The organism is Treponema sp. (assembly GCF_051883275.1).
Lineage (GTDB): Bacteria > Spirochaetota > Spirochaetia > Treponematales > Treponemataceae > Treponema_D.
Genome location: NZ_JBJETK010000037.1, coordinates 94,656 through 120,752 on the forward strand (window position 1 = coordinate 94,656; position 26,097 = coordinate 120,752).

Genomic DNA, 26,097 nt, shown 5'->3' on the forward strand with positions numbered 1-26,097 from the left:
TTAGTCAAGAAGCCAGTTTGAAAAATCATCGGAATTTTCACGCCGCTGTGTGTTTTCGTATTCAGGGGCGCTCTTTTCTCTTTCCGAAGAATGTTTGCCGCTGCTCAGGAAGCTCAAGTCTACTGTCAGCGGTGTGTCGTCCACGGTTTCATCAAAGCTGTATCCTGATCTTAGCCGTGCTTTTTTCAGGCGCACAGTTCCGAGTGTTCTTCCCGAGTCATCGGTGTGCTTTACGCACGGCTCTGTGGGTTCTGTGCCAGGATAATAGTATGCCGTGATTCTGTTTCCGCCACATTCAGGTGTCAGCAGTCCGCCGCTTCTTGTGCAGACTTCAGCCTGAACAAGATTTTCAGGAATTTTATCAAAGAAAGGCTTGTATGATTTTCCCTGGTTTGCGGCATTCATGTAGTCGCCCCATGCAACGCCGGCCAGAGTGGAGCCTGTGATTCTCAAGCCGAGCGACTGTCCCGGTTTGTCGAAGCCGAACCAGAATACAGCGGTGTAATACGGCGTAAATCCTGCCGCCCATGCATCAGCCCAGTTCTGCGTAGTTCCTGTTTTTCCTGCCACAGGCATCTGGAATGTTTTTCCGTTGGAATTTACAAATGTGAATTTGTTTCCTTTTCCCTTGTTTTTTCCTGTTACCCAATAGGTGGAATCCCAGTCAGCGCCGTATCTGAGTGTTCCGCTGTTGACGGTATTTTTCATTATTTCCTGCATTATAAATGCTGTTTCTTCGGATATAATCTGTCTTGAAGCTCCGCGCGCTTTCTGGCTGTTCGCATAGTCTTTTCCCGGGGAAAGAATTTCGTTGCCGTTTTTGTCTTCTATTGAAAGGATTGCGATCGGCTTGACTTCCTTGCCTCTGTTGGCGATTGTAGCGTATGCCTTGGCGATTTCAATAGGACGAACAGAGCAGACACCAAGACCGAACGGATAAAGCGGCACAAAATTTCTTTCCGCAAATTCATTCTGCGGAATTCCAAGCAGCGAAGAAGTTCTTTTTATTGCGGCGTCAAATCCGATTGTGTCAAGAACTTTTATTGAAGGAACATTCATGGAGTGGGCGAGCGCATACCAGAATTCAACATCTCCTTCCCATTCGCCCTTGAAGTCCTGCGGAATATATGGAGTTCCGTCTTCGTTATGGAAAACCTGCGGCGTGTCGCTTATTATTGTTGTCATTGTGAATTTCTGGCTTTCAATGGCTTCGGCGTAATACAGCGGCTTGAATGTGGATCCTGGCTGAAGCTTTGCCTGAACCGCGCGGATAAACTGGTTGGAGTTGTCGTACTTTGAGCCGCCAACGAGGGCATCTATGTAGCCCGTGGAATTTTCAATAGCTATCATTGTGCCTTCGATTGTCGTTTTTTCAGCCTTCTGCTGGATAAGGGAATTTCCGCGGTTGACGATTTCTGTTTTAAGGGTATCAATTCCGCAGATCATGGACATTACGTCAATCATCGGATTTATTTTGTCGCGGTACTGGCTCATTGCGGCGGCCTGGTTTCTCTGCTGTCCGAGCTTTAAGTCCGGCAGGTTGAATACAAGGCTCAAAAGTTCCGTGAGCGGAATATACTTGCTGAGCGCTGACCTTTCATGGGAATTCATTGTTTTCTGGTAAATTCTGTTGGCGGCATAGATGTAGTCCTGCATTATCTGTTCCGCCGCTTTCTGGTGCGAAAGATTCAGTGTTGTATTGACCGTAAAGCCGCTTGTGTAGATGTCTTCTGCGCCGTAAATCATTTGGCTCAGGCTTCTTCTTACATATTCGCTGAACCATGGAGCTTCGTCATTCTGCATTGCGTGCGCTGAAGTGTTTGTCCTTGTATAGTCAAAGCCCGCCCAGTAGTTGTCGAAGCTGTCGTCTGCTTCCTCTCTGGAAATGTAGCCCAAGTCCACCATGGCTTCAAGCACATCCTTCTGGCGCGCCATTGCCCTGTTTGGGTGGTTGAAAGGATTGTAAAATGAAGGGTTTGAAAGCTGTATAACAAGAATTGCGGATTCTGCCGGCGTGATTTCTGTGGCGGCGTGCCCAAAGTAATATTTGCTTGCCGCATTTACACCGTATGTTCCCCCTCCGAAAAAAATCTTGTTCAGGTAAATCTCAAGAATTTCATCCTTGGAATATCTCCGCTCCATCTGAATTGCCCACCAAAGCTCTTTCAGCTTGCGTTTGGGAGAATATTGCTGGCGGTCGCAGTACAAGGTTCCTGCAATCTGCTGTGTGAGTGTAGAGCCTCCTCCGAGTGATTTTCTGGTGAGAACTCCAACAACTGCCCTGAATATTGCCTTTACACTGAAGCCGTGGTGGCTGTAAAAAATTCTGTCTTCCCTTGTAAGAAGCGCATCAATCATGTGCTGCGGAAGATTCTTGAGTGCGATTATTTCGCGCCGTTCATCGCTTGCAAATTCGGTTATAAGTTCCCCGTTTATATCTAAAAGCTTGGTTGGAAGCGCAGTCTTGAAGTCTGTGAAATTTTCAGTGTTTATTGTATTCCTTGTGGCGGCAAGTCCCGCGCCTAGAAGCGAGCCGAACAAAATCGAAAAAAAAAGCATGGCTCCGCTCAGAATAATCGGCATATTACAACGTTTTTTCATGGTAATATAATAGATAAAAAAAGTTGTATTGTCAAATGAGGTGGCACGTTTTGTCTTTTGCGCGCTTGGATTCTTCAGTTCCCTTGACAATGTTTTTAGTTTGATATAAAACTTTTGTCATGGAAGCCTTTTCATTTGAAGAGCATGAATTTGTTCCGCAGGAAAATTTTATGAGGCGCGCTATTGAGCTTGCTCTCCGCGGCGGCGGAAAAGTTCATCCCAATCCTCTTGTGGGTGCTGTGATTGAAAAAAACGGCAGAATAATAGCGGAAGGTTTTCATCATGAATACGGCGCGCTTCATGCGGAGCGGGATGCGCTTAAAAATGCCCGTGAGAAAAATTCTGATGTCAGCGGGGCTGTGCTTTATGTTACGCTTGAGCCGTGCTGTCATACCGGAAAGCAGCCTCCATGCACGCAGGCTGTTATAGATGCAGGAATAAAAACCGTTGTGATTGGAAGCCGCGACCCTAATCCGCTTGTAAAGGGAAAAGGGGGGTCGCAGCTTGAAGAGGCCGGAATCCATGTTGTCAGGGATTTTTTGAAATTCGAATGTGATGCGCTCAATGAAATTTTTTTTCATTTTATAACGCACCGCCGTCCGTTTGTTGTGGCAAAATATGCACAGAGCGCAGACGGAAAAACATCGCTGTCCACCGGAGAAAGCAAATGGATTACAGGACAAAAATCCAGGGATTACGTGCATTATCTTAGGGGAACAATGGCGGCCGTTATGTGCGGAATTCAGACAGTGCTGAAGGATGATCCGCTTTTAAACTGCCGTATTCAGGGCGAAGGAATAAAGCAGCCGCTCAGGGTTGTTCTGGATTCCGACTTGAAAATTCCGCTTGAAAGCAGGCTTGTAAAATCTGCTCGCGAATTTCCGCTTTTGGTTTTTACCTGTTCGGATTCAGAAAAAAAATCTGAGCTTGAGGCAATGGGAGTTTCTGTTGTAAAGGCCGGAAAGAAAGATTCGCACATAGACCTTATGGATGTTCTGAAAAAACTCGGCGAACTTTCTGTTGACAGTGTGCTTGTTGAATCTGGCGGTTTTTTGAATGCCGGGCTTTTCTTTTACGGCGCGGAAAAAAAGTGCCTTGTGAACAAAGTGCTGTGCTTTGTGGCTCCCAAAATTCTGGGCGGAGTTGACGGAATCGTACATTCCGCTGTTCAGGGGCTTGAGTGTGATTCCCTTGCATCCTGCGTGGCTCTTTCCCTGAAGAATGTGCGTGCTTTTTCAGATGATGTTCTTCTTGAATATTCTGTGGAGGAAAAACTGTGTTTACAGGAATAGTTGAAGGTCTTGGAACTGTAAAAAATATTTTGCGCTCAGGACATTCGTTTTCAATAGAAATTCAGGCTCCGTTTTTTGAAGGGCTTGTGCTTGGGGAAAGCATTGCCGTTAATGGCGTCTGTCTGACTGTTGCTGAATTTTCCGGGAATGTTTTTACTGCTGATGTTACACCTGAAACTTTTTCCAGAACATCGCTTAAAAACCTGCGCACCGGAAGCTGTGTGAATCTTGAGCGCGCTATGAAAGCGGACGGAAGGTTCGGCGGCCATATTGTTTCCGGGCATATCGACGGCACTGGAAGAATTCTTTCCTGCGCAAAAGAAGAAAATGCCGTGAACGTTCAGTTTTCAATGGAAAAAAAACTCGGCGAATTCATGGTGGAAAAAGGCTCGCTCGCGGTTGACGGAATAAGCCTTACGGTCGCTTCGGTGAAGTGGAGCGGCTCGACCTGCGTTGTGACTGCGGCTGTGATTCCTCATACCTGGAGCAGCACAGTTCTCAGCAGAAAAAGACCCGGTGATATTGTGAACATTGAATGTGATATTGTGGGAAAATATATACGGCATTTTACTTTGGAGGTGAAAAATGAAGGCTGAAAAAATTGCATGCATGGAAAAAGCCCTGGATGATTTGAGGAAGGGAAAACTTATAATGGTAACGGACGACGAGTCCCGTGAAAACGAAGGAGATTTAATCTGCGCCGCAAGATTTGCCACCGGTGAAAATATAAATTTCATGGCGCGGAATGCATGCGGGCTTATCTGTATGCCGGTGAGCGCGGAAATTGCACACAAGTACAATTTTTATCCGATGACGTTTCAAAATCAGGACAACCACGAAACAGCCTTTACAGTTTCGATTGACCATGTTTCCACTTCAACAGGAATCAGCGCGTTTGAAAGAAGCGTTACAGCGATGGCTCTTGTGGATTCAAATACACGTGCGGAAGATTTCAGGCGGCCTGGACACATGTTTCCTCTGGTGGCAAAAAGCAGGGGAGTTTTTGAGCGGCAGGGGCACACAGAAGCGACTGTTGATTTGTGTCGTCTTGCCGGTCTTGAGCCTGCCGGTCTTTGCTGCGAGATTATGAGCGCGGACGGAAATATGGCGCGTCGCCCGGAGCTTGAGGAAAAAGCAAGAGAGTGGGGGCTTACACTTATTACAATCGCTGACCTTATTGAATACAGAAAAACCAAAGAGCGTTTTGTGGAGCGTGTTGCGGAGGCTGCTCTTCCTACAAAGTACGGGGATTTCAGGCTGTACGGATTTTTGGACACAATCACCGGTGAGCATCACGAAGCTCTTGTCATGGGCGATGTTTCGGACGGAAAAAGCGTTTTGTGCCGTGTCCACAGCGAATGTCTGACCGGCGATACTTTCGGCTCAAGAAAATGTGACTGCGGAGAACAGCTTGACCTTGCAATGAAAAAAATTGCAGAGGAAGGCCGCGGAGTTTTGGTTTATCTTTCGCAGGAAGGTCGTGGAATAGGAATTCTCAACAAGATAAAAGCCTACAGTCTTCAGGACAAAGGAATGGATACTGTGGATGCAAATATTGCCCTGGGGCTTCCTGAGGATGCAAGGGATTATTCATGCGGAATTCAGATTCTTAAAAATCTTGGAATTTCAAAGCTCCAGCTCATGACAAACAATCCGCAGAAAATAAATGCCATGAACTGCCGTGAAAATGGAATCGAAATCACAGAAAGAATTCCTCTTGAAATTCCTGTCCAGAAGTACGATGAATTTTACCTGAAGACAAAGGCAAAGCGGATGGGGCATCTGCTTACAAATGTTTAGAGCGGATTCACATTTTTTAGTTTGATTTTTTTAATTGAATGAGCAGACTGTGCGGATTTCGCCTCTGCGGAATTTCAATACTATGGAGGTTAAAATGAAAATTATTGAGGGAAAAGTTGTAGCGGAAAGCGGAAAAAAAATCAAAGTCGGTATTGTTGCCGCAAGATTCAATGAGTTTATTGTGTCCAAGCTGGTTGCCGGTGCAAGGGATGGTCTTGTGCGCCATGATGTGAATGATGATGACATAACATTGTGCTGGGTTCCAGGGGCGTTTGAAATTCCTGTTGTTGCTGAAAAAATGGCGGAGAGCGGACAGTATGATGCAGTTATCTGTCTTGGAGCTGTAATCCGTGGAGCAACAAGCCACTATGATTATGTGTGCGCTGAAGTTTCAAAGGGAATTGCCCAGGCCAGCTTAAAGAGCGGAATTCCTGTTATGTTCGGAGTTCTTACCACAGACACCATTGACCAGGCGATTGAGCGCGCCGGAACAAAAGCCGGAAACAAGGGATATGACTGTGCGCTTGGAGCGATTGAAATGGTGAATCTTTTAAGGCAGATGTAACTTTTGCCGGGATTTTCAGCTTTATAAAAAAGTTGATTTTTTGACTTGCTTTGAAAACTTTTGTTTTCGGGTTTCCGATAGGATTTATTTGAAATGGAAGAACAAAAATATATACGGCCTACATGGGATGAATATTTTATGGAGGTTGCCCGTACAATCGCAAAGCGGGCCACCTGTGACCGTGGAAGAAGCGGCTGTGTTATTGCAAAGGAGAACCAGATTCTTGTTACAGGCTATGTCGGAAGTCCTGCGGGGCTTGCGCATTGTGATGAGGCCGGACATCTCATGAGGAAAATGATTCATGCGGATGGCTCTATAACCCAGCACTGTGTCAGGACTGTTCATGCCGAGCAGAATGCTATTTGCCAGGCTGCAAAAAGAGGCATTGCAATAGACGGCGCAACAGTATACTGCAAGATGACTCCATGCCGAACATGCGCCATGCTTATCATAAACTGCGGAATAAAAAGGGTAGTGTGCGAAAAGCATTATCATGATGAAAGCGACTCAATGAAAATGTTCAGCGAGGCCGGAATAAAAATCGAACATCTTGAAGATAGTGTTCAGACCTACGCCGATATGTAATTATTTTTTGCCGCTCAAGAATCATACAGGGAAGTGATTAAAATTTGAAATGATGATTTATCGCTTCCCTGCATATTCTGCCCTTATGCATTTTTTTTTGAAATCCGAATTTTTTTAGTAGATTAAATTTCAACTTTCAGAAATTAAATCTAGTAGACAACGCATATTGACTGTGGCTTTATTTTTCCTGTGAGCACGGAATTCTTGCACTTGAATTTTATTTTGTTTGCTTTGTCTATGTAAGTTCCGTTTTTAAGATTTATCCTGAGCTCTACAGTCGACGGCTTGGAGTTCAGGTTTATGATTACGCATCCTTTTTCTCCGCGCTTTATAATCAGAACTCCTGAATTTTCTCCGTTGATAAATTCTTCATTTTCACCGGCCATTGCAGTTCTGAATTTGTTTACCTCTGAAACTTCAGGACTGAAGAACTCGCTGTTTCCGCTTTCACCGATTTTTGACTGTCCCGGAAACTGTGTCGCTTCTTTTCCTTTTGGCCTGCTGAAAAAAAGCGGCGTGCCTTCTTTTCTTGAGGTTATCACTGCCCATCCTGCCCGTAAAAGAAAATTTGAAAGCGCGGATGATTCGCCTTCATTTGCGTATGTGTCATGGCTTTCGATCCAGGTGACAACTTCAGGAGCTGCTGCGTTCTGAAAATTTCTGATTCCCTTTGCATTGAGCTTTCCGTTTTTCAGCGCGCTTCTTAAAAGTTTTCCATAGTTGCTTGCTGTTACAGGAAAAAATTTTCCGTAGGCATCTTCCCGTGAAGCTCCTTCCTGAAGCACTTCTCCGTAAAGGAAAATATTTTCTGCGTTTGCCAGCGATTTTCCGTTGACACTCTTTTTTCCTGTGAAAACCGGCCAGAAGTCATTTTCTGCTGCGGTTGAGTCTACTGGATCATCTGGAAGCGCAATGTGCTTTGCAGTGTCGAATCTGAAGCCGTCTGCACCGCATTTGATAAGATCATTTACGTAATTCAGAAAATATTCCTGAAAAAGCGGATTTTCTGTATTCACATCCGGAAGACCTCCCAGCATTGCGCTTGTGACTTCACGCCTGTTGCTCATGCTCCGGATTGTGTGGTCGGAGTTTGCATGATACATTTTTTCCATGCCGCCCACGGCTTTTATAAAATCCTGGGAAATTGCATCCTTGTGGGTTGTTGTGTGGTTTGGAACAACGTCAACAATAACTGAAATGTTATAGCTTTTTGCCTTTGCGCACATTCTTATGAAATCATCCCTTGTTCCAAGCTGATAGTTTCCTATTTTCCAGTCTGTGGGCTGATAGTGATAATACCATTTGCCGCTGTTTCTGCTCATAATCTCAAGCCCGCCGTTGTCTCCTTTGAAACATTCGTTTGCAGGAGATGTCTGAATCGCTGTGAATCCCGCTCTTGAAATCAGCTCAATGTTTTCTTCGATTGTCTTGAACGACCAGCACCAGCAGTGAAGGATTGTTCCCTGTTTTATCTGTTCTTTGTTCTGCGCAGTCATAGAAGTTGCTCCTATTATAAATAGTGTTACAGCTGCCAAAAATTTTCTAATCATATTATTTTTCCTCCAGTGTTTTTGTTTCTTGCTGTGTCAGGCTGCTCATCCATTTCTTGCTTTTGATTCTTTCAAGTCCGATTGCAAGCCTTATAATTTCCTCTACAGAAAGCAGTGCGTAGACTTTTGTGATTTCAAGTTTTAAAACCACAGCGCCTATAAGTCCCAACGGAAGTCCTATTCCGTATGTTCCGATTGTATCAAGAAACAGTGTGAATTTTGTTTTTCCGCCGCTCCTTAAAATTCCGCTTCCTATAATCATGTTGGAAACTTTTATCCATAGATAAAATGCGAATATCATTAAAAGAGTGTTCGCATATTTTCTGACTTGAGGCTCCACATTGAAAAATCCAGTATAAACAGGCGCAAGAGATGCAATAAGAAGTCCGATTAAAATGCATCCCGGAATGGAGATTTTTATGAATTTCCATGAAAGCCTGTATGCGCTTTTAAAGTTATTTGAGCCAAGCTCATTTCCTATTAGAATTCCTGTTGCTGCTGAAAGTCCGCTGAAAAATCCTGTTGTTAACCCTTGCACTGGAAAGGTTAACGTAATAGCGGCAAGCTCGGATGTTCCCATGTGTCCGTATATTGCGCTGTAGCCTGCATCTCCCACTGCCCATAAAAGTTCTGTGCATACAGCTGGAAGGGCTGTTATAAAGAACTTTTTCAGAAATGAAATTTCATTCTTGCAGTGCAAGGCGGCCTTTAGTTGTGCCGGATGTTTTTTTATTGCCATGAATACAATGAGTATAATACATTCTATGTATGTTGAAATCACCGTGGCGATTGAAGCGCCGATAGCACCGAGGGCAGGAAATCCCATCAAGCCAAAAATCAAGAATGCATTTAGCGTTGTGTTTATTGCTACCGCCGCAAGTCCTGCTGCAAGTGTGATATTTGCAAAACCTGTGCTTCGGAGCATTGCGGAAGCGCAGATAACGGCCGCAAGTGCGCAGTAGCTCAGAGAATTTATTCTGAGATAATCTTTGCCTATTTCAATAACTTTTGCATCCTTTGTAAAAAACGAAAGTATCAGTTCCGGTGTGAACAGTGAAAAAACAAAGAACAATCCGCATACTCCCAGCGCGGAAATAAGGGAAATCCGCATTATGTTTGCGTGCTTGTTGGAATCCTTTGCGCCTTCATACTGAGAAGCAAAAATTGAACTTGCAGAAGCGATTCCCCCCAGCGCAAAAATCATTATAAAACTAGGACGCCCTGCAAGACTTACTGCGGCAACCGTTTTTGTTCCAAGTCTTCCAATCATAATCTGGTCAACCATTCCAAGAAGCGACTGTATTAGATTCTGAAGTGAAATAGGAACTGCCAATGTGAGCATGTCTTTTAAGAAACTGTTTTTTTCTGTTTTCATTTTATACTCCAAACATAATTAGAATGTATTGAACTTCCTGAAATATCCTATATACCTTTTTCCATCAGGGTTCCAATGCGGATATCCTTTGTTATGATATCACGCTTGAATTTTTTTCTGAGCCTCTGAAGATAAATATCAAAGTGAATGTGCTCAGAAACAAGATTTACAATAAGCCTGTTGTCGCTTGTCATTCCAAGAAAATCATTTTCCCCGTCTGGAAGTTTTTTTATTTTATGATGCGGTCTGTGCGGAAAAAAGATTGCCCTGTCATTGCTTCCCACAACGCAGTGCGCCATGTCTGAAACAAGAAGAATTCTCTGCTCCGGACAGCAGTCAGTTCCGTCATATCCGCAGAAGAATTCCAAGGGAATTGAAAGGGTGTCAAGATTCTGCCAGCTGAATAAAACAATTCTGACTTTGCGTTTGGCAGCGGATAAAAGCTCATCTTTGAAAAAATCAAGCGGCATGGAGCAGTTAAAGACAATTTCTTTTTTTGCTTCTGAAATAAGATTATTTACAATAGAGATAAGTTTTGTCTTTCCCTCTATATTTACAAACCGCTCTTGAATTGATATAGGAGCGGCCAGCGTTTTTAGCATTTCCTTTGCCTTTGCCGCATTTGAGGATTGCTTTTTCAAGATCCCGTCAATTAAAATGTCCGGCGGAACAGCCTGGTACTCGGCAATTTCTCCGGGAATACTTTTTATATATTCCTTTGACAATAAGTTTTCCAGTGCAGAGTACACAGAAGGACGCGGTGCATTTAGTTTTTTTGCAAGCTGATATCCGCCCATTTTTTCTTCTGGAACAAGAGCGCAGTATACAAGCGTTTCCATTTTTGAAAATCCGAGTGCGCCCAGGGTTTCAATGATATTATCTGTCATACCATTTTCCTGTTGATTAAGTTTTAGTAGTAAAAGTTTTACTACTAAAAACATAGCACTTCTTTTTTTCTGTGTCAACAAAATAATTAAAAGACGGGATTAAAAAACATCGGAATTATCCCCTCACACACTTAAAGCGTAAAGACATTCTGGCCGTCACCATCCAAATTTTCTGCTTCATTTCTTTTTCGGAACTGAAATGAGCTTTTCCCCATAAATCCTTGTGTTTGGTTTTATCTTGTTCTGTTTTTATGACTTGTTTATAGAATTGAATTAGAAACAAAAATAAACCGCTTTGCGCGGTTCTTATTCAAGCCACCACCTTTGGTAGTGGTAAATGACTGAAGATAAATTTGAAGACCTTGATGTTTTGTCTTAATATTTAAATTGCAGGAAACTAGAAATGACAGAAGAAGTAAAATTTGTTGACCAATATATGTCGGAGCCGGAAAAAAGATTTAAAGAGTCATTAGAAAAAGCAGATATTCAAGTTTTAGATGATTTTCTTGAAAAGAATAAAAGCATAAAACAAATTCTTGACACACCTGCTAAAGAGTTAATGAATACAGAATACAAATACTTAATTTCAAGTATTAATCCAAAAAAAGAAAATGTTACTTTGTATGCTCTTATTTGTTCCGCCATGATGTCCATAGTGTTGGCAATAAAATCATTCTTTTATATAGACGTAAAAACAAAGGAATTAAAAGGCACTCTTATTTGTTCTGGACCTGAGATAGTTGATATCAAAATGTTTTCTTTCGACATTGACCATCCAAATGTTGCACTTGCGCGGGATTTATCAAATCTTATTCCAGAATTAAAAGAAAAATACACTTGTATAAAATGGGATGCTTTGAAAGAAAATCCGGCTAATAAAGCCTATCAAAAAATTGCAAGGGAAAATGGTGGAAGTTTCACATCTTATAAAGACCGAGAATCGGGGGAAGAATTTTTACAATATATTGTGCCAGGAATTAACTAAAATACTTTGCATCAACAGCTTATCAAATGAATCAACAAACCTGTTGTTCTGTCTGAAATAATATTCGTTTACATAACTTTGCAAATACTTAGTCGAAACATGGTGATGGCTTCCGATTGTTGACCTTTTTAGAATTGCCTAGAAGTTTTTGATTTCGTTTGTATGTAGTTCTTTCCCAGAAGAAAATTCGCCTAAACTTTATGTTTTTCAATAGCAGATTGAATGCTATTTGCAATATTAATGAAACACACGATATTCACCTAGTGCGTTTTCATAATAGTCCTTTGCACTTTCAAAGTCCCTAAGAGCTGTCCTCAGTTTTTCCTCTGGTATGTCAAATCTTGAAATAGGTTCATCAGAAAACTTCATAAAAATTGCACAATCATCATAGCCATTATTATTTCTTTTTAAGCCACCAGTGCTAAAACTGGGATTCTTTTTAAGTTCGCAAAGTACAAAGAAATCTTTTTCTTGCTCGGGTGTTATTAAATCTGTCGCTTCTTTATAAATCTCTTCCTTATTTGGTATCTTCATACTCTCATTCCCCATTTCGGTTTAAGTATTATAATCTTCCATAATTTTACCCTGCAAAGTTTATGCTGCTTGAATGTCATTGTTCATAAGAGTGTAGTGCGTTTTTTTGAAATGTCAAATAAATTTCAAGTGTTTGAAAAGATAATTCCGAAAAAAAAATTAATCTGGATTTTCGATAAAAAATATTCTTTCCTGTGAATATCCGTTTTTGTCTGTGACTGTAAGGCGGTGCTTTCCATATTCCGGGGTAACTGAAACTGTGTGGAGAAATTTTGTCTGCGCTGTGAATTTTCCGTCCAGATCCCAGTATAAAATATCATCAGGATTTTTTGGTGCCGCCTGAAAAACTGTGCTTCCCTTTTTTGCATCAATTTCAGTTGGAATTATTATATGGGAATTGTTTTCTGGAAACACAATCTGAAAAGAGACTTCGCTGTCCTGTGTGTGCCATGAAACAAATTTCGGAAGCCTCTTGTAATTTAAGCTTGTCTTTGTGTACCAGTATTCAACGTAGGGCGGAAGAACAAAATATTTTTTCAAAAGCGGAAGCTGGCCTTTGTAGATTCCAGTTAAATCTTCCGCGGTGGCCTGAAATTTTCCATCGGGAGTGAATGAGTAGACTTTGCAATATGGACAGATGCTGCTCATAGGGGCAGTGCGGGGTTTTAATGAGTGCTCTGTTTCTTCGCAGTTTTCGGAGGCGATGAATCCTGATTTCTTGCAGACTGTTACAGGCTCTAAATTCCAGTTGGGAGCTTCGCAGAATGATGTCTGCGGCAGAGAAGAAAAAAGTGTGAACATCAGAGGTGCTGCTGTTGATGCACTTGTAAGATTTTTGTTTCCGCGCCCGTTGGAATTTCCAACCCAGACTCCAACTGTGAATTCCCTTGTTGTCCCGATGCACCATGCATCTCTATAGCCTGTGCTTGTTCCTGTCTTCCATGCGATTTTTTTCTGCGAGCCGAATTTCTGCCATTGAGATTCCTCTTCAGGTCTTGTTCCCATTGACAGAGCCTCCAGTGTCTGGTAGCAGCTTCCGGACGAAAACGGATTTTGCGCTTCCATTCCTTCCGCCTTTTTCATCAGAGAAGCATAGGCTGAGGTAATTTGAATCAGCGTAGTTTCGCCTCCGCCTAGAATCAGCGGCAGTCCGTAATAGTCCGCGTCCTTGGTGAATGTTGTAAGCCCGCACTGTCTGAGCACTTCAAGAAAAGGAGTGATTCCGAATTTTCTGAGTTCCCTTATAGCTGGAATATTCAATGATCGTGAAAGCGCCTGGCTTGCAGGAATCGCTCCTGTGTATTTTGGAATATTATTTTCAGGCATGTAGTTTCCGATTCTTGTGGGAACATCTATCACAAGCTGATTTGAAAGTAACATTCCGCTGTCGAGCATTGCCGCAAAAAGGAACGGCTTTAAAAGACTTCCTGTGCTTCTCTGCGCCTGAATCATATCAACATCGGCATTTTCTGTGTTCCGTCCGTTCATGCCGGTGTTTCCTATGTACGCCAGAATTTTTCCGGTGGATGTTTCTATGACTATTGCGGAAGCGTTGCTGATTCCAAGCTTTGAAAAATTTTCTGAAAAACGCTCTGTTGTTTCCGCTGTGTTTTTTTGAATTCTATTGTCGAGGTCTGTAAAAAATTTGCTCTGCCCGGGGTTCTGCTTTTTTAAGAATTCAAGATAGTGCGGTGCGAAGGCCGGCAGCTTGTATGGCTTTCCCGGAATTTTTTCCTGAAGAGAAAGCTCAAGTGTTTCCGCGGAAATTTTTTTTGTTTCATAGAGCTTTGCAAGCAGCCTGTTGCGCTTTTGAAGCAGAATGGAAGAATTTTTTCCGGGCGACACAAGAGATGGCTGGTTGGGAAGCACTGCCAGAGTTGCACATTCAGCCCATGTGAGTGATTCAGGCGGAACATTGAAATACCTCCACGCCGCGGCTTCAATTCCCACAACATTTCCGCCGAACGGAGCATTGGCTGCATAAAGCTCAAGAATTGTTTTTTTTGTGAACCGTGCTTCAAGAAGGATGGCAATGGCTGCTTCCTTTGCCTTTTGAAAATATGTGCGCTTTCTGTTTCCCTGAAGAAGCCTGGCTGTCTGCATTGTGATTGTTGAGCCGCCTGAAACAATTCTTCCTTTTTTTATATTCTGAAAAACTGCCCGTGCAAGCGCAGGGTAATCTATGCCTGAATGAAAATAAAATCTCCTGTCTTCAAAAGCTAAAATGCAGGCTTCGAATTTCGGCGGAACAGCTCCCTTTTCAAATCTCCACTGACCGTCATCGGCAGCAGATGCGCCTGTCAGAATTCCATCTCTGTCATACACTGCCACCGAGTACGGAGATTTTACCGCGAGAAGTTTTCCTGATAGAATCCATGCGGCTGTGTACAAAAACAGTCCGGCAAGAATTCCAGCAGGAAAAATAAATTTTTTATTTAGATGAAACTGCATAGACTCCGGGAACAATGGCTCCTATTGAGTTGTCATACATTGCCTCTGCGCTCACGGCAGGAATGAAATATTCACCCTCAAAGACTACGGTTGCAAGAATCGAGAATTTTTTTGTTTGCCCTGGCTCAAGGTCAAAGTAGGTGCAGACAAGATTGTCGCGTATATCCTGATATGTAAAATCATCTTTTCCCATTTCCGTGCCAAGGGAAATTCTGTCGTTTGATATTTCCCAGCATGTTGGAATTGGAACCGCAAGAGCCATGTTCTTTATTTCTTTTTCCATATCTGAGTCAACAGAAATATTCATGAGAATGCTATCCCCTGTTTTTGTGGAAGCTGGATTTATTTTCTTTCCGCTTTCATCTGTGTATTTTATTTTCAGTCTTATGCCGTCATTCCGCGCAGTTTCATTTCCCGCCTTTGAATTTCCCGAGACTGTTAGAACTGCAAAAATGTCCTTGCTTCCTTTGTTTGTAATGCTGAGCAACTGAGTGTTTCCTTCGTAAAAATCAAGTTCCCTGATGTCTGAAATTTTTTCGATGGAGCATGAAGCTGTTTTTCCATTGCGCTCTATTGAATAATTTTCCTGCTCATTTTTCTGAGTTGAAGTGTAGTACGGCAAAAGCGCAAGGAGCGACCACGCAGTTTCCTGTGTGCTCAGCCACTCTTCGGAATCCAGAGTACCTGAAACTGTTTTTGCCTGCTTCAGTGCTGCTGAAGTGTTTTTTGACAGAACTGCGGCAAAAAGTTTCATTGCCTCTTCCCGGTGCGATGAGCTGAAATTTCCTCCTGTCATTCTGAAGAATTCTGAATTGCGGTCTGCTTTCCGCCGTATTTTTTCCGCATGGGCTGTATTGCCGCTAAGCGAGTAGGCGCACGAAAGAAGAAGCTGGGCTGTATTTGACATTTCATTGAAACTGTCAAGCCTGTTCATTGCTCCGATATTTGAGCGGCCTGCAAGCGCCAGAACAAAAACTGCATAAGCGTGAATTTCTTTTTCCTCTCTTGAATTTCCGTTCCAGAATGAAGCTTTTTCATCCAGATAATCCATGAGCGATTTGTACATCTGCGCCGGAACTGTATAGCCGTTTTTCTTTGCCTCCGAAAGGAAGTGTGCCGCATAGCAGGTTCCCCATTCATTTATTTGCTCTCCGCCCTGCCAGTAACTAAACCCTCCGTTGGGTTTTTGATACAAAGAATAACGCTTTATTACAGATTTTATATTTTCCTTCGCTTGTTCAATCTGCTGTTCGTTCAGCTTTGCAAATGAAGGCAGGTACAGCTGCGGAAAAGCTCCTGATGTAATCTGCTCAATGCAGCCGTGCGGATAATTTAAAAGATATGAAAGTCTGCTTTCAAGATTCAAAGATGGAATAGTGGAAACTTCAAGGCTGAGTTTTCCTGTTCCTTTTTCAAGCGGACTTTCCACTTCAATCTTTTCAGTTTTTCCAGGCTTTATGATGACAGTTTTTCTGTATGCCGCAGGAATTCCGCGCGAAAGAATTTTTACACTTTCCTTGTTGTGTGCGCTGCCTGATTTTGAATTTGCAGAAACTTCAAAAACGGCGTCTCCTGGCTCATTGGTTTTCAGAGTGAATCTCTCTGTGATATTTCCCATTGCCGGTATTTTTACAGTTCTGGTTTCTGCAAGGCTTGCTGCCCCTGAAACTTTCACGGCTATGTCCGCAGCGGTGTCGTTTTCTGTTCCGTTGAAAACTACTACCGGAAGTGAAATTTTTTCATCAGCTCCGAGTGTGCGCGGAATGACAGGCTGAACCATCAGAGAAGACTTTACCTTTACGGATTTTTCTGAACTTCCGCAAGAAAAAATTCCAGGGGAATCATTGTTTCCTGCTACTGCCATTATTTTTACAGCGCCAATATACTGCGGCATCTTGAATGACAAAGCCTTTTTTTCTCCCTGCGAAATTGTGTACGGCCCGAAATATTTTACAACAGGAGCAAAGCGGTTGGAGTTGTTCATTGCGTTTGTGTTGATTTCATCTCCGCCTCCTACTGCAAGAATTGTTTCGAGCTTTCCAGAATAGGCGTTTATGACATACGAGTATATGTCCCAGTTTTCCAGCTGTGAAGCTTCCTTTTTGTAGAATTCAGAATGAATATCCGGAACATGGAAATTGGTAAGTCCTAAAAGACCTTCGTCAACAACAGCGACTGTATACGTCATCGGTCTTCCATTTTTTTCTGCTATTGAAATAACTGTTTCCTTTCCAGGAGTGAAAGTGTCTGCGCATGAAATTACAGGCTCCAGCACAGTTTTTGGATTTTCAACCATAAGAGGAACTATTCCATAGAGCCGCACAGGAAGGCTGTTTGCCGTTTGCAGGTGCTGCTGAAGAAGCGTTATGTGAACATAGCAGTTGGGCGCCATGGTTTCTTCAATTTTGGTTTTATATACTGTTGTGCCCTCTTCTGTTTCAATCCATTCCTGCTTTAAGATTGTGCCGTTCTTTTCAATGGTGGCAAGGGCGCGCTGACTTTTTCCGGATGCAAAAGTAATGCTTGCTGTTTCTCCCGGAATATAGGATTTTTTATCTGCGGAAAGGGAAACCATCGATGCGCTTCCGTTTTCTCCTTCGACCGCGCGGCTTGCCCAGCCAGGCCAGTCTATGTATACAATTTTTCCTGCGCTGTGGCTGCATTGGGCTGACCTGTTGTCTTCTGCCACAACAAGGTATCTTCCCCATGAAGGGTAGTTCACTTCAAATGTAAAGCTTCCTTTTCCATTTTTAATATCACATTCTCCGGAAGCTATTTTGCTGTATGACGATCTGCCTGTGAATCCTGCTTCGGAGTAGGCGTCTTTTTCCCACCACCATTTCCAGTTTATTTTATAAATGCTGTATGAAATTTTAGCTTCATTTACGGGATTTCCGTTTTCATCAACAAGAACAATGTCGGCGGTGTGCTGCTTGTCGGTCAAAAGCATATTCCTTGCGGCATCCCCCTTTGGAAGCTTCAGTCCCACATAGCGCTTGTAAGGCGAAAAAGTAAAGCTTGTGTATTCGGTTGAAAATGCTCCTGACGGCTCAAAAATACGCGAAGTCATATTCGCTTTCAGCAATCCCGGAAGATCCCAGCCGGCATCAAGATCCACATTGAAATTTGCCTTGGAATTTGAGTCGAGTGTTCCTTCCCAGATTTTTTCGCGCCTGGATTCAACTGTGTTCCTTGGGTTTGTGAAAGTGTAATTTTCGTAGCCTTTAAATCCTGCATCCTGCTTTGAGAACATCACTGAAACATCAGCCTTGTATCCGGCCGCGGATGCTCCGTGAAGCCATTCGCCTTCCATTCTGAATTCATTTTTCCCTGACGAAAGAATTTTTCCAGATGCCGGCATGAGCTTTACAGAAAGCTTGTTCGGAACAATGGATTCAACCCTGAGCGGTTTTGTCCACTCGTTTCCTCCTATTTTTATTTTTGCCGTGTAGACTCCGGTTTCTCCGTCCTCCTGTGTCTTTGTATCGATAGGATAAAAACCGTTCTTGTGGTTCTGAAGAATTTTTGTTTCAACTGTTTTTCCTCTTGGGTTTATAAGTTCGAACGTAACAGGAATATCCTCGGGAAGAGTTTTGCCGCTGTCCTGAAGCACAAAAGTCAGGAACATATTATCTCCCGGCCGCCAGATTCCGCGCTCTCCGTATATGAAACCCTTCAGACCGTCTGCGGATTTTATTCCGCCTGTTTCAAAATGGCTTATGCTGAGAGTTGTTCCGCCTGAAAGCTTGAGATATGAAGTCTGGTCTGCCGCTGTCGCCGTGATAAAAACCGCATCCTGGCAGTCAAACACTGCGTTTCCGTTTGAGTCTGTTTTTGCCGAACCCAGGCTCTTTCCTATAAAATTGAAAATCTCCACCCTGATGTTTTTGTATGGCTGAGCGGTTCTTATATCCGCGGCGGTCACAAAAATTTTTCCGCTGGTTTCTTTTTTTGCCATAAGGCCGATGTCTGAAACAATGATATTCCTTTTTATTGTGTTCTTAGGATTGTATAATTCCATGTAGAACGCAGGGTGGCACGGATCGTCATCGTAGTTCCAGAAAGTTCTCCTTGTTTCATAATCCATGTTGTTCAGGTAGTCCCAGTAACTGTTTTCCTCTGTCTGCTCTTCGAATGTGTCCCTGGGCATTTCTATATTGGAAAAATCAGGATGCTGCTTCGGGCAGACATATTTTATGTCACGCTTTCTGAATGAAATACGAATCTGGAACATTCCGCCCGGATATTTTTTTGTCAGCTCCGAAATATCAATTCCGCGCGGAACATAGCAGTTCTGCATTGAGCTGTTCCACGGCAGTGAAACACGCTTTTCCCACACAGGCTCTCCGACTCTGTACATTTCTTTTTTTTCATCAAGATTGTTGACCTGAAGAAACTGAATCATGTTGTGGTCTGGAATTCTAAAAGCCTGGATTAAAAGTCCGTCCAGATTTCTTGTCATCACTGAAAGCACTGTTCCCTGCGAGGTCGGAAGGATATTCCCCGAATTCGTAAATTTAACAGACGGAAGCTCCCAGTGCTCAGCGATGGATATGCTGGAAGTTGAGGCGAGCAGAATTCCGCTTTCGCTTTTTAAGCCGCTTGCGATTTTCAGGGAGCTGATGTTTTCAAAGCCTGTGTCGCTGAATATTGTCAGAATATTTTTCTTTACGGTTGCGTTTGTGAATTTTACAAGATTTTCCTGCTCATCGAACGCCTTTATAAATCCAAGCAGATTCTGCGATGTGCTTATGAACTGCGAAAAGCTTACTGTTATTGAATTTTTGCGGGAAGTGTTTATGTCGATTATATCAAAAATTCCGGATGCGGGAATTGTAAATTTCTTGCTGTCTTTTGCCTGTGCACCCTTTGAGCTGAGCACTCCTGTTTTTTTTCCGTTCCATTCCACAAGAAGTGTCTGCTGCTTGTCGGAAGGTCTGATTCCTGTGATTGAAAAACTGTGCGAAGTGCTTTTTCCCGCAGTTAACCAGCTTACGTCAAGTTTTCTGGATTTGAATGATTCCCTGACTGAAGCCTTCAGTGCTGATGAAACTTTTTTTTCTTCTACAGGAATGTCTGTTTCAAAAACTCCTGAAAGACTGTAGTTTCCATCGTCGTCAAGCATGATTTCATTGAAGCCTACTTTAAAAGAAGAATCCGTTGTGATGAATTCCCTTGTGAAAATTCCATTTTTGTTTTTTGACGGAAAAAGCTTTGAAAAATCTGCTTTCAGTGTTATTTTGGAATTCGCCTTGTAAGGCTTTTCAGGGCAGAATGAAACTGTCCGCTTGTCCTCTGAAAATTTCCATTCGCCCTTTTGCCTTGGTGAAAGCGAGAATGCATTTTCAATATTGCACTCTGGCTCGCATGCAAAACGGAGCGAAATGTCCGACATTCTTCCGATAAATGTCGGTGAAATTTCTTCTATTAAAATCTCATCCTCTGCTGTTATTGAATTCTGGTTTTCCTTTTTGCAGCCTGAAAAAAATATACAGGCCGATGCTAAAATTACAAAATATAATTTAAAATTCTTCATGCAAAAAAGAATATAAAATTTAAATATATTTTTCTATATATAGGGGGGGGAAGCAAAAAAAAATCAGTTTTGTAAAAATATTTTACTACATATTTGTTTTGCTGTTTTGAAAATACAGGATTTGATAAATTGATTAAAAAAGGCTGGATAAAAAAGTCGGGCAACCGGGATTCGAACCCGGGACCTCTAACTCCCGAAGCTAGCGCGCTACCAGCTGCGCTATTGCCCGAATAAAAACGCTCCTAAAGAACGGTGCAACGGGATGTACGGGACTCGAACCCGTGGTCTCCGGCGTGACAGGCCAGCGCGATAACCAGCTTCGCTAACACCCCATGTGTTGCTAGAATATAGCATAAAAACATTTTTGCTGTCAATAGAATTTTTTTTTATTATTCGAATTTTTCTGTGCTAAAGAATTTCCAGAACTTCCCTTTAAATAAAAACTTGAAAATTTAAAAAAGTGTTTTATAATGAATGCATGGCAGATAAGACTATTATAAATTCAAGTCCTTTGGGACAGCATTTAGACAAAATTGCAGAGTCACAGCAGGTTTCGTATCTTGTGTTCAACAAGAAAAAAATTCAAATTACTGCAAAAATAACTATGGGGCGTGAAGCTGATAATGATATTGTCATTGATTCAAAGCTTGCAAGCCGCCATCATTGCATTATTCAAAAAATCCGTGATGCATATTTTTTAAGTGATCTTGGAAGCACTAACGGAACTTTTTTGAATGGGCGCAGAATTCCGCCGGATAAGTATGTCAAGCTCAACGCCGGAGACAAGCTTACGATTGGTTCTTCAAATCTTATAATGGGCTAGAATGTTTTCCGAAGAAGAACTGGCATCTTTTTATTCTCATCTGAACTGCATAAACAGCTCCCAGGCATTTCCTGCGGAAGATGAATTGCAGCGTTTTCTTGATAACTCACTGTGCGTGCTGGAAAATGAAGATTCCAGTTACAGGCCGCTTGGTTCTGACTGCAAGCCCGGCGGTCTTCTTGATTTTTCCGCTTCAGATATTCCTGTTGTCATTGTTCCCGATATTCATGCCCGCGCTGAATTTATTCTGCGGATTCTGGATTTTAAAATTGACGGCAGAACAGTTCTTCAGCTTCTTAACGAAAAAAAAATATACATGGTCTGTGTTGGCGATGCCTTCCATTCAGAGAGCCGCGGATATGAAAGGTGGCTTGAGGCATATAAAGACTGGTCGATGAATGTTTATGCGGGCCAGGCAATGCAGCAGGAAATGCTCGAGAATATTTTTACGCTTATGATAATCATGGAGCTGAAAAACGCATTCACGGCCAATTTTCATTTTTTAAAAGGAAACCATGAAAATATCCTGAACGAAACCTGCCACGGAAATTTTTCTTTCAGAAAATTTGTTCAGGAAGGAATCATGTGTTGTGATTTTATACGCCAGGTATACGGTGATGTTGTGCTTCATCTGATAAGCCTGTGGGAAAAAGCCCTGCCTGTATGCGCAGTGTTTTCTGATTTCGGTGTGAGCCATGCCGAGCCTGCGTTTGCGTTTTCAAGAAATCAGATTATTGACTATCATAAAAATGATGATGTTGTCATTGGGCTGACATGGACTGCGAACGATGAGGCGGAAGAGCAGAGCGTGCAGAAACTGATGGAGAATCTGAACCCTTCGGCAAAAAAAAGCGGCGTTATATGGTTTGGCGGACATCGTCCTGTGAAGGATGGAAAATTTTTTTTGCGCCAGAACGGAAGGTATCTTCAGCTTCATAATCCGGATGAAATGAATATTGCCGTTGCAGTTCCCGGGAAAATATTTGATCCCGTGGCTGATATAAAAAGTGTTTTATAAAACATCGCATTTTTAGGTTGTCCCGGAAATTTCAGTTTTTCGGGCTGCCTTGTTTTATTCGTGCGGAGGATTTAATGCCCCGGTGTTTTGCTGGGGTTATAGATTTGTTTTTGTGGGAGAAGCAAATGGAAAGTGAAACAATCGGAAAATATAAGAACTGCACAAAGATTGCTGCAGGCGGAATGGGAGCGGTGTATCTTGCAACTCATCCAGAGCTGAAGCGCAAGGTCGTTATAAAAAAACTCACTATGAAAAATGGCGGAGCTGCAATCAGGGAGCGCTTCAAAAGAGAGGCGAGAATTCTCAGCGAGCTGTCCAGCCCCTATGTGGTCAGAATGTTTGACTATTTTACAGAAGGCAGATCCAACTATATTGTTCTTGAGTTTGTAGATGGAATGTCGCTTGACAAGCTGATTGAAAAGCAGATTTCCCTTCCGCCTGAACTTTCGCTTCTGATTTTTTTAGATGCCTGTCTTGGACTGAAAAATGCACATTCCAAGGATATTGTTCATCGCGATATAAAACCGGGGAATATTCTTATTTCCAAGAGGGCAGAAGTCAAACTTGCGGATTTTGGAATTGCCAGCAATGAAGAGCCTGAAGTTGAGGAGCAGAAAGCATCTTCGGATTCAGACAGAACTATCGTTGCTGCAAAGAACAGCGCGATAACACAGGCCGGCTCTACGCTTGGAACTCCTGCCTATATGTCGCCTGAGCAGCTTGTGGATTCAAGCACTGTAGATGCGCGCGCAGACATATATTCTATGGGCGTGATGCTCTACGAGATGGTTACAGGCTCAAAGCCCTATGCAGGAGATATGGCGCCTGAAACTATCGCGAAGATAAAAAAAGGAAAGTATATTCCTCCGCAGAAAATTGTAAAAAATCTTCCTCATGTTGTAATAACATTGATAAGGAAGATGATGCGCCCAGAGCCTGAAAAACGGTACAAGAGCCTTGATCCTGTTATTGCAAAAATCCGCCGCTATCTTAAAAATTATGATACCCATGCAATCCGGGTTACACTTGCACAGGCTGTGATTTCTCCAAAGACTGTTTCGTTTCCTGCCTATATTCCAAGAAACTATAAGGCAAAGAGGTTTGCGCTTGGTGCTTTTGCGGCCTGTGCGCTTGCGGGCTTGTTCTGCTATGCATGGAATTCGGGAGTTATTCACAGAACAATTCTTAGGAACTGGTATACTCCTGTTTCGCTTTCCATGGTCATGCCTTCAACAGCAAGCGTGAATGCCGACCTTCCAGCCCGCGCATTTTTCTTTGTGAATGACAATGACGGAATTCCTGAAGTTCCAAATACAAGGCGCATTTTTTATTCAGCGAAAAATTCTTCGGGTGGAAAAAATCTTGAGTATAAAACAAAGACAGTGTTCCTTCGCCCGGGTGACTACAGAATAAAGATTGCAGAAGGCCCGTATGTCTGGTGGAAAAGCATTTCCGTGGGCAAAGAGAGCGTCCTCATGAACCTGGATTTTCTGAAAAATGCAAGCAGAAACATTGCAGTTCATCTTTCCGCCGTTGACTCTGAAACAGGAAAAGATTTGACAGGCTCTTCTCAGTTCAGAATCCAGATCGGCTCAAAATGGACGGATGTTTCCAAGGTTGATTTTTCCAAGCTAAAAACGGGAACTGTTTATAAATTCCTTATGAGGCATGAAGGATATTATGACGAGTATTTCAGTCTGCTTGTAGACTGGTATCAGGATGAAATATTTATAAATGGAAGCATGAGGAGGAAGTAAAAAACAGCGCATTTTTTACTGCTTCTGAAAACACTGAATGTGCGGATGTGCTTATTTAGAGTTATCTTGAAAGCCGCCGGTTTTTCAGTGTTTAAAGAAAATTATAAAAAAACAGAAAAAATTGTTTTTTAGTGGGAGTTTTTTATGGGGGATGTTTTTATGCTTGCACGCCCTGACATTCTCAAGGTGTGCAGGGAATTTGCTGTTTACATCGAAAAATTGGGATGTAAGGTGACAGTTTTTACAAGTCCGGCAAAGTTTTATCTGGCTGTAAGGCTTTCAGGAAAAGGCACGCTGGACTATGTTCTGATTGATGTCCGGGTCTTTCAGATTGATGTTTTCAATCCGTACAAGGAAATGGCGCTTATGCCCAATCCTGTTCCTGTTGTTGTTTTCAATGATCCTTATCCTGCGCCTGACAGCATGGCGTCCTATTGGATTACAAAAAACAATTTCTATCTTGTTCCGCTGATTGATTCGGAAAGCATTGAAAAATTATATCCTGTCTTTAAGCTGCTGGAGACATTTTTGAACAGCAGTGAATTCAACAAGTATATAAGCGTAATAAACAGGCCTGAAGTTTTTATGAGCGAAAAGGAGCGCTTTCTGCATTTGGACATGGAGAAATTCAGGCTGGCGCACAAAATTTCTCCGAGCCGCTTCAAGGTTTTCAAGTATTTTTATGAGCACCTTGGAAAAGAAATTTCAGAGCGCGAGCTTATATGCCTTCTTTTTGGAAACTATATTCCAGAAAAAAAAGCTGTCCTGCTGTCTTACATCTGTGATTTGCGCCGGGCATTCAGAAACGAAACTTCAATGAAAATCCGCATAGACAGAGAATTCAAGGGACATTATGCAATGAGAATTTCTCTGCCTGCGGAAAATTCAGCGGATATTGGCTTTTATGAATGAAAGTTTCAGATCCTTGAGTTTTTCGGTCATTGAAACTTTATAGATGTGCGGATTCAAAATTCTCTTGAATGATGGATCCAGCGTTTCAATTTCCTCCATCATTCGCTTTCTGCTTGCCTTGAGCTGCTCGCTGTCGGACAGGCGGGGTTCTGTTCTTTTGCCGTTTTCCATGCGCTTTTTTAGCATAGGCTTTATGCTGGACGCGGTAAAGGAGAACTGGCGGTAGTCCACCATTGGATGGAAATATCTGTACTCGGTTCCGGGATTCAGGGTTTCACCGTCGAGTGCCAGAATGTCCGCGCGCGCCATTCCGCTGTCATCGTAAAGGCGGAACACATTCTTGACGCCGGGGTTTGTGTTTTTTGAAGGATTGTCGCTGAATTTCATTGTGGGAACAAAACTGTCTCCGTTTTTCTTTGCGGCGAGCTTGTAAACTCCTGTGAAGCTTGATTCAGTTCCGCCTGTAACCATGTGCGTTCCGACTCCCCAGCTTGAAATCGGGGCATTCTGCTGGACAAGTGTTTCTATGATTTCCTCTGTAAGATCATTTGAAACGCAGATATATGCCTGCGGAAATCCAGCCTTGTCCAATTCCTTTCGCACCTCTGCTGTCAGGTATGACATATCCCCGGAATCAAGGCGCACTCCGAAGTTGTATCCTTTTTCAACAAGCTTTGCTCCTGCCTTTATTGCATTTTTTATGCCGCTTTTCAGTGTATCGTATGTATCAATCAGAAAAATTGTTTTTGTCGGATAAAGCTCTGCGTAGGCTTCAAACGCCTCTAGCTCGCTCGGAAAAGACATCACCCATGAATGAGCCATAGTTCCCATTACCGGGATTCCGTAAAGTTTGCCTGCCAGCGTATTGCTTGTGCCGGAAGCTCCTCCGATGTACGAAGCCCGTGTTGCGCTCATTCCGCCGTCCGGTCCCTGCGCTCTTCTAAGCCCGAACTCCATGACGTTTCCCTTTCTGCTTGAAAGCCAGACTCTGGCTGTTTTTGTTGCGATAAGGCTTTGAAAATTGCAAAGATTCAGAACAAGGCCTTCTATTATCTGCGCTTCAATCAGATTTGCATGGATTCTTACAATCGGTTCCTGCGGAAAAATAATCGAGCCTTCCTCAAATGAATATAAATCCCCGGAAAAAGAAAAATCCTTGAGGTACTGCAAAAAGCCTTCTTCAAAAATTCCCTGCTCCCTGAGATATGCTATGTCGTCTTCATTGAATGAAAAAGCCTCGAGACTGTCCAGCAGCGGCTCTATTCCCGCAAAAACGCTGAATCCTCCGTTGAAAGGCTGTCTGCGGAAAAACATATCGAATACAACCTGGTGGTTCATATTCTGTTTCCAATACCCCTGCGCCATTGTCAGCTCGTAAAAGTCTGTAAAAAGCGCGCTCCTGCTGAATGTTGAATGCATAATCGTC

The 26,097-nt window shown here is 42.8% G+C and carries 19 protein-coding genes and 2 tRNA genes; 10 read left to right on the forward strand and 11 right to left on the reverse strand.

Features of this window, described 5'->3' with window-relative positions:
- The gene (locus ACI4L0_RS05930) at positions 1 to 2,601 is read right to left on the reverse strand and encodes a penicillin-binding protein 1A (RefSeq protein ID WP_439799248.1); all 2,601 of its coding nucleotides are present in this window, start codon (positions 2,599 to 2,601) and stop codon (positions 1 to 3) included.
- 119 nt (positions 2,602 to 2,720) lie between these two features.
- Between ACI4L0_RS05930 and ribD the strand changes: the two genes are divergently transcribed.
- From ribD to ACI4L0_RS05955, 5 genes are all read left to right on the forward strand, one after another.
- Positions 2,721 to 3,893 carry a bifunctional diaminohydroxyphosphoribosylaminopyrimidine deaminase/5-amino-6-(5-phosphoribosylamino)uracil reductase RibD gene (gene ribD, locus ACI4L0_RS05935; protein WP_439799249.1) on the forward strand — a complete coding sequence of 391 codons (1,173 nt, stop codon included), beginning with the start codon at positions 2,721 to 2,723 and terminating at the stop codon, positions 3,891 to 3,893.
- Positions 3,878 to 4,489: a riboflavin synthase gene (locus tag ACI4L0_RS05940; protein ID WP_439799250.1), complete on the forward strand. Its 612-nt coding sequence runs from the start codon at positions 3,878 to 3,880 to the stop codon at positions 4,487 to 4,489. Before ribD ends, ACI4L0_RS05940 begins: the two co-directional genes overlap by 16 nt.
- Positions 4,479 to 5,693 carry a GTP cyclohydrolase II gene (ribA, locus tag ACI4L0_RS05945; protein WP_439799251.1) on the forward strand — a complete coding sequence of 405 codons (1,215 nt, stop codon included), beginning with the start codon at positions 4,479 to 4,481 and terminating at the stop codon, positions 5,691 to 5,693. The genes ACI4L0_RS05940 and ribA overlap by 11 nt, the downstream gene beginning before the upstream one ends.
- Before the next feature lie 94 nt (positions 5,694 to 5,787).
- A complete protein-coding gene (gene ribH / locus ACI4L0_RS05950) occupies positions 5,788 to 6,258 on the forward strand; it encodes a 6,7-dimethyl-8-ribityllumazine synthase (RefSeq protein WP_439799252.1) in 471 nt (156 codons plus the stop codon).
- Positions 6,259 to 6,351: 93 nt separating this feature from the next.
- Complete coding sequence (locus ACI4L0_RS05955; RefSeq protein WP_439799253.1) at positions 6,352 to 6,843, forward strand: deoxycytidylate deaminase; 492 nt, start codon at positions 6,352 to 6,354, stop codon at positions 6,841 to 6,843.
- 149 nt (positions 6,844 to 6,992) lie between these two features.
- Here ACI4L0_RS05955 and ACI4L0_RS05960 read toward each other — a convergent pair whose 3' ends face one another.
- Genes ACI4L0_RS05960 through ACI4L0_RS05970 form a run of 3 tightly spaced genes read right to left on the reverse strand, consistent with a single transcriptional unit; the run spans position 6,993 to position 10,655 of the window.
- On the reverse strand, positions 6,993 to 8,393 hold the full coding sequence (locus ACI4L0_RS05960; RefSeq protein WP_439799254.1) for an alpha-amylase family glycosyl hydrolase: 1,401 nt from the start codon (positions 8,391 to 8,393) through the stop codon (positions 6,993 to 6,995).
- Position 8,394: 1 nt separating this feature from the next.
- Positions 8,395 to 9,768: an MATE family efflux transporter gene (locus tag ACI4L0_RS05965; RefSeq protein WP_439799255.1), complete on the reverse strand. Its 1,374-nt coding sequence runs from the start codon at positions 9,766 to 9,768 to the stop codon at positions 8,395 to 8,397.
- 47 nt (positions 9,769 to 9,815) lie between these two features.
- Positions 9,816 to 10,655, reverse strand: a complete 840-nt coding sequence (locus ACI4L0_RS05970; RefSeq protein WP_439799256.1) for a TrmB family transcriptional regulator — start codon at positions 10,653 to 10,655, stop codon at positions 9,816 to 9,818.
- A 403-nt stretch (positions 10,656 to 11,058) separates the two neighbouring features.
- On the opposite strand from ACI4L0_RS05970, the gene ACI4L0_RS05975 reads away from it, so the two are divergent.
- On the forward strand, positions 11,059 to 11,640 hold the full coding sequence (locus ACI4L0_RS05975; RefSeq protein ID WP_439799257.1) for a hypothetical protein: 582 nt from the start codon (positions 11,059 to 11,061) through the stop codon (positions 11,638 to 11,640).
- Here the strand turns inward: ACI4L0_RS05975 and ACI4L0_RS05980 are convergent.
- From ACI4L0_RS05980 to ACI4L0_RS06005, 6 genes are all read right to left on the reverse strand, one after another.
- Positions 11,611 to 11,775: a transposase gene (locus ACI4L0_RS05980; protein WP_439799293.1), complete on the reverse strand. Its 165-nt coding sequence runs from the start codon at positions 11,773 to 11,775 to the stop codon at positions 11,611 to 11,613. The two genes, ACI4L0_RS05975 and ACI4L0_RS05980, sit on opposite strands and share 30 nt — an antisense overlap.
- Positions 11,776 to 11,877: 102 nt before the next feature.
- Entirely contained in the window at positions 11,878 to 12,174 is a 297-nt protein-coding gene (locus ACI4L0_RS05985; RefSeq protein WP_439799258.1) for a hypothetical protein, read from the reverse strand.
- A 159-nt stretch (positions 12,175 to 12,333) separates the two neighbouring features.
- A complete protein-coding gene (pbpC, locus tag ACI4L0_RS05990; RefSeq protein ID WP_439799259.1) occupies positions 12,334 to 14,625 on the reverse strand; it encodes a penicillin-binding protein 1C in 2,292 nt (763 codons plus the stop codon).
- Positions 14,606 to 20,161 (reverse strand): alpha-2-macroglobulin family protein, encoded by a 5,556-nt coding sequence (locus ACI4L0_RS05995; RefSeq protein ID WP_439799260.1) that lies wholly within the window; start codon positions 20,159 to 20,161, stop codon positions 14,606 to 14,608. Before ACI4L0_RS05995 ends, pbpC begins: the two co-directional genes overlap by 20 nt.
- 156 nt (positions 20,162 to 20,317) lie before the next feature.
- Positions 20,318 to 20,390 (reverse strand) — tRNA-Pro (locus ACI4L0_RS06000).
- 29 nt (positions 20,391 to 20,419) lie between these two features.
- Positions 20,420 to 20,493, reverse strand: a tRNA-Asp gene (locus ACI4L0_RS06005).
- Between the two features lie 146 nt (positions 20,494 to 20,639).
- Here ACI4L0_RS06005 and ACI4L0_RS06010 point away from each other — a divergent pair.
- The 4 genes from ACI4L0_RS06010 to ACI4L0_RS06025 all read left to right on the forward strand — a co-directional run bounded on the left by ACI4L0_RS06010 (position 20,640) and on the right by ACI4L0_RS06025 (position 24,671).
- The gene (locus ACI4L0_RS06010) at positions 20,640 to 20,984 is read left to right on the forward strand and encodes an FHA domain-containing protein (RefSeq protein WP_439799261.1); all 345 of its coding nucleotides are present in this window, start codon (positions 20,640 to 20,642) and stop codon (positions 20,982 to 20,984) included.
- Position 20,985: 1 nt separating this feature from the next.
- On the forward strand, positions 20,986 to 22,002 hold the full coding sequence (locus ACI4L0_RS06015; RefSeq protein WP_439799262.1) for a metallophosphoesterase: 1,017 nt from the start codon (positions 20,986 to 20,988) through the stop codon (positions 22,000 to 22,002).
- 125 nt (positions 22,003 to 22,127) lie between these two features.
- A complete protein-coding gene (locus ACI4L0_RS06020) occupies positions 22,128 to 23,759 on the forward strand; it encodes a serine/threonine protein kinase (protein ID WP_439799263.1) in 1,632 nt (543 codons plus the stop codon).
- 144 nt (positions 23,760 to 23,903) lie between these two features.
- Entirely contained in the window at positions 23,904 to 24,671 is a 768-nt protein-coding gene (locus ACI4L0_RS06025) for a hypothetical protein (protein WP_439799264.1), read from the forward strand.
- On the opposite strand, the gene ACI4L0_RS06030 is transcribed toward ACI4L0_RS06025, so the two are convergent.
- Positions 24,645 to 26,090 carry a nicotinate phosphoribosyltransferase gene (locus ACI4L0_RS06030; RefSeq protein ID WP_439799265.1) on the reverse strand — a complete coding sequence of 482 codons (1,446 nt, stop codon included), beginning with the start codon at positions 26,088 to 26,090 and terminating at the stop codon, positions 24,645 to 24,647. The genes ACI4L0_RS06025 and ACI4L0_RS06030 overlap by 27 nt on opposite strands.
- Positions 26,091 to 26,097 lie beyond the last annotated feature (7 nt).

Excerpts from the sequence above, each read along its gene's own strand:
- ribA (WP_439799251.1), top strand. The coding sequence starts at position 4,479 with ATGAAGGCTGAAAAAATTGCATGCATGGAAAAAGCCCTGGATGATTTG.
- ribH (WP_439799252.1), top strand. The coding sequence starts at position 5,788 with ATGAAAATTATTGAGGGAAAAGTTGTAGCGGAAAGCGGAAAAAAAATC.
- ACI4L0_RS06015 (WP_439799262.1), top strand. The coding sequence starts at position 20,986 with ATGTTTTCCGAAGAAGAACTGGCATCTTTTTATTCTCATCTGAACTGC.
- ACI4L0_RS05985 (WP_439799258.1), bottom strand. The coding sequence starts at position 12,174 with ATGAAGATACCAAATAAGGAAGAGATTTATAAAGAAGCGACAGATTTA.
- ACI4L0_RS06025 (WP_439799264.1), top strand. The coding sequence starts at position 23,904 with ATGGGGGATGTTTTTATGCTTGCACGCCCTGACATTCTCAAGGTGTGC.
- ACI4L0_RS06020 (WP_439799263.1), top strand. The coding sequence starts at position 22,128 with ATGGAAAGTGAAACAATCGGAAAATATAAGAACTGCACAAAGATTGCT.
- ribD (WP_439799249.1), top strand. The coding sequence starts at position 2,721 with ATGGAAGCCTTTTCATTTGAAGAGCATGAATTTGTTCCGCAGGAAAAT.
- ACI4L0_RS05965 (WP_439799255.1), bottom strand. The coding sequence starts at position 9,768 with ATGAAAACAGAAAAAAACAGTTTCTTAAAAGACATGCTCACATTGGCA.
- ACI4L0_RS05995 (WP_439799260.1), bottom strand. The coding sequence starts at position 20,161 with ATGAAGAATTTTAAATTATATTTTGTAATTTTAGCATCGGCCTGTATA.
- ACI4L0_RS06010 (WP_439799261.1), top strand. The coding sequence starts at position 20,640 with ATGGCAGATAAGACTATTATAAATTCAAGTCCTTTGGGACAGCATTTA.
- pbpC (WP_439799259.1), bottom strand. The coding sequence starts at position 14,625 with ATGCAGTTTCATCTAAATAAAAAATTTATTTTTCCTGCTGGAATTCTT.
- ACI4L0_RS05960 (WP_439799254.1), bottom strand. The coding sequence starts at position 8,393 with ATGATTAGAAAATTTTTGGCAGCTGTAACACTATTTATAATAGGAGCA.
- ACI4L0_RS05970 (WP_439799256.1), bottom strand. The coding sequence starts at position 10,655 with ATGACAGATAATATCATTGAAACCCTGGGCGCACTCGGATTTTCAAAA.
- ACI4L0_RS05975 (WP_439799257.1), top strand. The coding sequence starts at position 11,059 with ATGACAGAAGAAGTAAAATTTGTTGACCAATATATGTCGGAGCCGGAA.
- ACI4L0_RS05955 (WP_439799253.1), top strand. The coding sequence starts at position 6,352 with ATGGAAGAACAAAAATATATACGGCCTACATGGGATGAATATTTTATG.
- ACI4L0_RS06030 (WP_439799265.1), bottom strand. The coding sequence starts at position 26,090 with ATGCATTCAACATTCAGCAGGAGCGCGCTTTTTACAGACTTTTACGAG.
- ACI4L0_RS05930 (WP_439799248.1), bottom strand. The coding sequence starts at position 2,601 with ATGAAAAAACGTTGTAATATGCCGATTATTCTGAGCGGAGCCATGCTT.